This window comes from Tissierellales bacterium (assembly GCA_035301805.1).
Classification (GTDB): Bacteria; Bacillota; Clostridia; order Tissierellales; family DATGTQ01; genus DATGTQ01.
Map to the genome: position 1 here is coordinate 25,413 of DATGTQ010000096.1, position 6,580 is coordinate 31,992.

General features: G+C 30.8%; 6 protein-coding genes and 1 riboswitch. Of the genes, 1 reads left to right on the top strand and 5 read right to left on the bottom strand.

Annotated elements, in window-relative coordinates:
- Positions 1-20: 20 nt before the first annotated feature.
- The 3 genes from treC to VK071_04595 form a co-directional block, all read right to left on the bottom strand.
- Positions 21-1,694, bottom strand: a complete 1,674-nt coding sequence (treC, locus tag VK071_04585) for an alpha,alpha-phosphotrehalase (protein HLR34590.1) — start codon at positions 1,692-1,694, stop codon at positions 21-23.
- Positions 1,695-1,774: 80 nt separating this feature from the next.
- A complete protein-coding gene (treP, locus tag VK071_04590) occupies positions 1,775-3,199 on the bottom strand; it encodes a PTS system trehalose-specific EIIBC component (GenBank protein ID HLR34591.1) in 1,425 nt (474 codons plus the stop codon).
- A gap of 168 nt (positions 3,200-3,367) precedes the next feature.
- The gene (locus tag VK071_04595; GenBank protein HLR34592.1) at positions 3,368-4,489 is read right to left on the bottom strand and encodes an ATP-NAD kinase family protein; all 1,122 of its coding nucleotides are present in this window, start codon (positions 4,487-4,489) and stop codon (positions 3,368-3,370) included.
- Between the two features lie 251 nt (positions 4,490-4,740).
- Here VK071_04595 and VK071_04600 point away from each other — a divergent pair, with 251 nt between their 5' ends.
- Positions 4,741-4,887, top strand: a complete 147-nt coding sequence (locus VK071_04600; GenBank protein HLR34593.1) for a hypothetical protein — start codon at positions 4,741-4,743, stop codon at positions 4,885-4,887.
- A 298-nt stretch (positions 4,888-5,185) separates the two neighbouring features.
- Here VK071_04600 and VK071_04605 read toward each other — a convergent pair whose 3' ends face one another.
- Positions 5,186-5,557, bottom strand: coding sequence for an iron-sulfur cluster assembly scaffold protein (locus VK071_04605; protein ID HLR34594.1), 372 nt, complete (start codon positions 5,555-5,557; stop codon positions 5,186-5,188).
- A gap of 114 nt (positions 5,558-5,671) precedes the next feature.
- On the bottom strand, positions 5,672-6,319 hold the full coding sequence (locus tag VK071_04610) for a cation:proton antiporter (protein HLR34595.1): 648 nt from the start codon (positions 6,317-6,319) through the stop codon (positions 5,672-5,674).
- Between the two features lie 55 nt (positions 6,320-6,374).
- Positions 6,375-6,433: riboswitch (Fluoride riboswitch) on the bottom strand.
- Positions 6,434-6,580 lie beyond the last annotated feature (147 nt).

Consider the following 6,580-nt stretch of genomic DNA (forward strand, 5'->3'; position numbering starts at 1 on the left):
CACCTTTATTTATAGTACCATCATCGATTTATTTTTTCAAGATGATATACTATAGATTCATAAGGCCTCAATTTTATATTGTCAATATTCTTGCTTACTTCCTCATAATTAGAGATTAATACCTCTACATTCCATTCTTCATAATCTATAGATTTAGGTAATTTAAATACTGTATCCTTGTCAAAGAAATTATTTATTACAAGAAGTTTTTCATTTTCATAATTCCTGATATAGGCGAATATTTCCTCATGTTCTTCAAGAATAGGTTTAAAATCCCCATGAGAAATAATATTATAGTCTTTTCTAAGTTGTATTAACTTTTTATAATAGTAAAAAACAGATCCTTTATCTTTTAGGGCCTTTTCCACATTTATATCTTTATAATTTTCACTTATAGGAATCCAAGGTTCCCCTAAGGTAAAACCTCCATTTTCACCAGTATTCCATTGCATAGGTGTTCTAGAATTATCTCTAGATTTAGATTGTAATATTTTAATTATATCTTCTTTACTTCTACCTTCTTCCTTCAGTATCTTATAATACTGGATAGTTTCAACATCCCTATAGTCTTGAATTTTATCAAAATAAGGATTTGTCATACCAATTTCTTCTCCCTGATAAATATAAGGAGTTCCTCGTAACATATGAATGGCAGTTCCAAGCATCTTAGCAGACTCTTTTAAATATCTTTCATCATTTCCAAAACGTGATACCACTCGGGGCTGATCATGATTAGACCAAAATAGGGCATTCCATCCTCCACCTTCAGCCATCCCAATCTGCCATTCAAATAGAATTTTTTTAAGTTCAATAAAATCAAAATCCATTAACGACCATTTTTCTCCATCCTTATAATCTACTTTTAAATGATGGAAATTAAATATCATAGATAATTCTTTTTCTCTAGGGTTACTATATTTAATACAATTTTCAATATCCGTTGAGGACATCTCTCCTACAGTAATTATATCTTTTTTATTACCAAAAGTATTTTTATTTAACTCTTTTAAATATTGGTGAATTTTTGGACCATCAGTATAATATTTTCTGCCATCTCCTATTAAATCGTCCTTAAATTCTTCAGGTTTGGATATTAAATTAATAACATCTAGTCTAAAACCCTTTACACCTTTATCTATCCAAAAGTTAACTATATCATATAATTCCTTTCTAACTTCAGGGTTTTCCCAATTTAAGTCCCCTTGGGTCTTATGAAATAAGTGTAGATAATACTCGTCAAATTCCTCTACATATTCCCAAGCAGAACCACCAAATTTAGATATCCAATTAGTTGGTTCCTTACCTTCCTTAGGTTTTTTAAATATATAATAGTCCTTATATTTTCTATCTCCTGTTAAGGCCTTTTTAAACCACTTATGTTCTGTAGATGTATGGTTTAGTACCATATCTAATATAATATCTATACCGTATTTGTTAGCCTCTTTAACCATTTCTTCAAAATCCTCCATGGTTCCAAATCGAGGATCTATATTTTTATAATCTTCTACATCATAGCCATTATCATTTAAAGGAGAAACATAAAAAGGCGTTAGCCAAATATAGTCAACTCCTAATTCTTTAAGATACCAGATTTTCTCTTTTACTCCTTTTAAATCTCCTATTCCATCTCCATTAAAGTCATAAAAAGATTTCGGATATATTTGATATATTGTGCTTTTTTTAAAGTCCTTCATAAGCTAAATTCACTCCCTTGTCTATTATGATAAATAAAAAAGAAGGAGACGTATAGCTCCCTCTTTTTTGTTTTAATATATTATATACGCTCTTTCTTTGCTAATTTCTTATTTTTAGAAAATGTTATTGTCAGTCCAAAGGGAACTACTATTGCCATTACCATGGCTATAAGAAATTTCCCCATATATTGTGGCTGTATAGAAAGTATTCCTGGTAGTCCACCTACCCCTATGGAATTTGCCATAATTCCTGAACCTACGGAGAATATAGCTGCCAATGCTGAACCTATCATAGCCGCTAGGAATGGATAACCATATTTTAAATTAATTCCAAACATAGCTGGTTCTGTTACTCCTAAATAAGCTGATATTGTTGCTGGTATTGATACTTGTTTTTCTTCTTCATTTTTTCTATTAAGGAATATAATTGCTAAAACTGCAGAACCCTGAGCTATATTAGATAGAGCTATCATTGGCCATAAGTTAGTTCCATGAAATTCATTCATTAACTCTAGATCAATAGCATTAGTCATATGGTGTAATCCTGTTATTACTAAAGGAGCATATAAAAATCCAAATACTGCTGCAAATAACCACTTAACGGTAGAGGTTAAACCAGCGTATACACCATTTGATATAGCAGTACCTATTTTCCAACCAATTGGTCCTAATATTGTATGAGCTACTAATACTGTTGGTACTAAAGCCAAGAAAGGTACTACTATCATTGAAATATATTCAGGAACAACCTTACGTAACTTCTTTTCTAATACAGCTAGTAAATATCCCGCTAACATAGCCGGTATAACTTGAGCTTGATATCCAATCATTTGTATTTGGGCAAATCCAAAGTCCCAAAATGGTATTTCTTCTGCTCCAGCTACTCCATAGGCATTTAATAATTGAGGGGATACTAAGGTAATACCTAGTACTATTCCTAATATTTGAGTTGTACCCATTTTCCTAGTTATTGACCATGTAATACCTACTGGTAAGAAGTGAAATATAGCTTCACCTATTAACCATAAAAAATCATATACTCCCGACCAAAATGGATAAACCTCTACAATAGTTTTTGTTCCATTATCTAATAATTCTATGTCTCCAATAATATTTCTAAATCCAAGAATAAGTCCACCAACAATAATCGCTGGAATTAAAGGTGCAAATATTTCCGCCAAATGAGAAGCCGCCTTTTGTAAAGGATTTAAGTTTTGTCTTCCTGCTACTTTAGTTTCCTCTTTTGTAGCTATTTTTATATTAGCTATTTTAGTTAATTCATTGTAAAAATCTGATACTTCATTACCAATAATTACTTGAAACTGACCTGCTTGAGTAAATGTACCTTTAACAGATTTTAAGTTTTCAATTTTTTCTGTATCCGCTTTTTTAGGATCTCTTAGTACGAAACGTAATCTTGTAACACAGTGGGATACACTGTCAATATTTTCTTCTCCACCAATATAATTTAATAATTTTAAAGCATCTTCCTTAAACTTCGCCATTCCCCTAAACCTCCTTATATTATACTTTTTTGTGAAAACCTTATCTTAACCTGTACGTACAGATTATAAATAAATTATAACCTGTACGTACAGGTTTGTCAAGATTTAAAAAGTGAGAAGGAGGATCGCCCCCCTTTCTCACTTTACCTAAACTACTATATACTTGTTTTAAAGACCTTTAACCATATGAACCGATTCTTGGTGGTAATTTATTCTGACTAACATATATCCATTAAACATTTTATTCACTTCTTCATCTCCAGTATCTACTAAAAGAGGCCGTTCTCCCAGGGACATAAGCTTTTTCTTTGTTGCAATTATTTGGATATTTTCCTTCCCTATTTTTTGTATAACCTCTGCACTAAGCTGTTGATTACCTCTTCCTAAAATATAACCTTGGCCCCCAATTACAGTAACTATTAGTTTAGCCTTTTTACCTTTTATATGTTCTAAAATTTCTTTTTCATTAACATCCGATACTACAAGTTTTTTATTTTGCACTATATCTATTCCCAATAAGGTATTAGGCAATCCAAGTTTCTCCATAATAGGCCTAGTAGAAGTTCCTGAGCCTATTATATATAAAACGTCTGGCTTCATTTGTTCTATAATTTTATCAGATATTCCATCTAATGATGCTTCTTCCCCTTCTATTCCACCAGATTTTTGGTTTTGCACTAACTCAGGTTCAAAAGGAACTTTCATATATCCGTATAACTTTGCCGTTACTTGTCCATCTCTGAAGGCTTCTTCATCAATATCCATAACTTCAAATTCTTTTGTTTCCATACCTTTATCTTGTAAATATTTTAACGCTACCTCCCCAGCGGACCTGGGATGGTTAGCATAAACTCCAGAATGAATTTTAACTCCTGCTGGTATCCCAATGACTGGTACTTTAGTATTAACAGAATTATAAATATTCCTAGCAGTTCCATCACCACCAGCAAAAAGTAATAAATCTATTCCAAAATCTAGCATATCATTTGCAGCCTTTTCCGTATCAATTGGACCTGTATTGTCTTTATCTTCTCCTAAAACTATTGGCTTAAAACCTACTGAGGTAGTTATTTCTTCCCCCATACTACCCGGATATGTAACTATTTGTATGTCTTCTTTAAGAGGAAATAAAACTTCCAAAGCTTTTTTTGCCTTTTTCGGTGCCTCAGGATATGCTCCTAATTCTTTTGCTTTTTCTAAAACCTTAACTCCATCAGTACCTTTCAATCCTACTTTACCACCCATCCCCGCAATTGGATTTACTATAAAACCTAATTTCAAAATAAACACCCCCTACGGTTAATATTAAGTATTTTATACATTCATTGCAAGACCTATAAATATATAATTAATAAACGTTTTGTATATCTGTTTATCTTAGATATTCTTAATTTCTGTTCATCATAGATTTACCCTTTTAATTATTATTTACTCATTCCCTTCCTTAGAGAAAAGCCTCCACTATATCCCCCCTTAATTTACTTACTATTTCTTATGTAAATAACCTACTCCATATAGCAATATTCTTTTCCATACTCTTAATGATTTTAGGCTGGATATTTTCTCCTATAGTAATTAAAGCATTAGCTAAAGGTTTTGAAGGAAAATTAGTTAAGCTATTTTTTGAAAGAGGAGCTTTTGACCAAAAAGCCACATATATAACATATCAAGCTTTAGTCTTTTACTGATAAAAAGCCTAAATAATAAAACTAAGGCAATAAATAAAAGGAAAAGTGTTATAGGAATAGTGAAATTTCTATTAGCTATAGTAGTTATGGCAATAGTGCCATTAATAACATTAAGACCTTAACAAAACTATTGGGAAATAATCCAAGGGAAAATGCCATAAAACTATTAGGATCTATAATAGTGGGTCTCGGGTTTTACATAAGTTTGTGCAAGAAATCAAGTTTATGTATGCCTTTAAAAAAATAGAATATATAAACCTGGGTCAAAGACCTAGGTTTCAATTATGGCATAGACTTTTTACTCAATTACTTTTCCTAAATAATCATTTATTGCGCTTCTCAATGCTTGCACACCAAGATTAGAACAATGAAGTTTGTTTTCAGGCAATCCATCTAAGGCATCCACTATATCTTCTTCTTCAATTTTCAATGCCTCTTCTATGGTTTTTCCCTTTGCAAGAACTGTAGTCATGCTACTAGTGGCAACTGATGCTGTACACCCAAATACTAAAAAACTTATATCCTTTATTACATTATTTTCTACTTTAATATAAATATTCAATGAATCACCACAATTAGGATCACCATAAGATCCTTCAGCATCTGCATCAACCATACTACCAACATTTCTTGGTGTCATAAAATGTTCAATTACCTTATTTGAATACATTTTTCTCACTTCCTATTTTTAAAATATCGAATCAAAAATATTCTTATTAACTCACTTCTATAGTTATTATATAACATATTTAATATGATAAAAATATTATTTTTATTTCTTCTTTCATTTTGTATCTACTGTTAATAATTTTTCTGAAGAATTTTTAATACCTATGGCACCCAATGGAGCTGTTATTAAAATTGAAATTGGAATACTTAATATTTGAACACCAGTATTTATATGAACTCCACTATATAGGCTTAAAAATATACTAAATATAGTAATAGCAAAAACATCATCAATAGAAGCTCCTGCTAATATTAAAGTTGGAATATTTTTATCTGCTCCAATATCCTTTTCAATTAAATCTAGCATTGAAGGAACCACAACTGCCGGAGAAACTGCCGCGATTATAAAGCCTAATATGCCTCCTTGAATAAATGAAAAATTTAAAAATTTTGTTGAAACGAAAGCAACAGTAAAACCTTCAATTAAACCTGGTATGCAACTTATTCTTAAAGCAGCACTTCCAACCTTATTTAAATCTTTTTTATTAATTCCAAGTCCTGCCCTTAATAAAATTATAATTAATGCAATTTTTCTCAAATCTGCTGATGCATTAAGCATATCTGTTCCAAGCCAATTAAAACCATAAGGTCCTATGACCATACCTAAAATTAGCATTCCCAATAAACCTGGCATTTTCAATTTTTCAAAAAATTTATTTGCTGGTACCCCTAATAATAATATAACTGCTAAACTTTTAGCCATAAATTCAACTCCTTTTTTAATTTAAAATAAAAACTCCTATAGACACATCTATTCCATGTCTATAGGAGTCATCAGCTTTATGCGGTTTTGGTGAACTCCATCACCTTTAGTATCTATTTACCTAGCATAAAGCTAATATAGCACATTTTCCTATATGAATCAATTAACTTTGAGTAAAGTTAATACTAATTAATATATTTAACTTGAAGATAACGTAAAAAGTTAATATACTATAAAAGTCTACTAGAAAGGAGTAATTAT

Bases quoted from the DNA above. Each gene is read 5' to 3' on its own strand.
- treC (HLR34590.1), bottom strand. From the start codon at position 1,694: ATGAAGGACTTTAAAAAAAGCACAATATATCAAATATATCCGAAATCT.
- VK071_04600 (HLR34593.1), top strand. From the start codon at position 4,741: ATGATTTTAGGCTGGATATTTTCTCCTATAGTAATTAAAGCATTAGCT.
- VK071_04610 (HLR34595.1), bottom strand. From the start codon at position 6,319: ATGGCTAAAAGTTTAGCAGTTATATTATTATTAGGGGTACCAGCAAAT.
- VK071_04605 (HLR34594.1), bottom strand. From the start codon at position 5,557: ATGTATTCAAATAAGGTAATTGAACATTTTATGACACCAAGAAATGTT.
- treP (HLR34591.1), bottom strand. From the start codon at position 3,199: ATGGCGAAGTTTAAGGAAGATGCTTTAAAATTATTAAATTATATTGGT.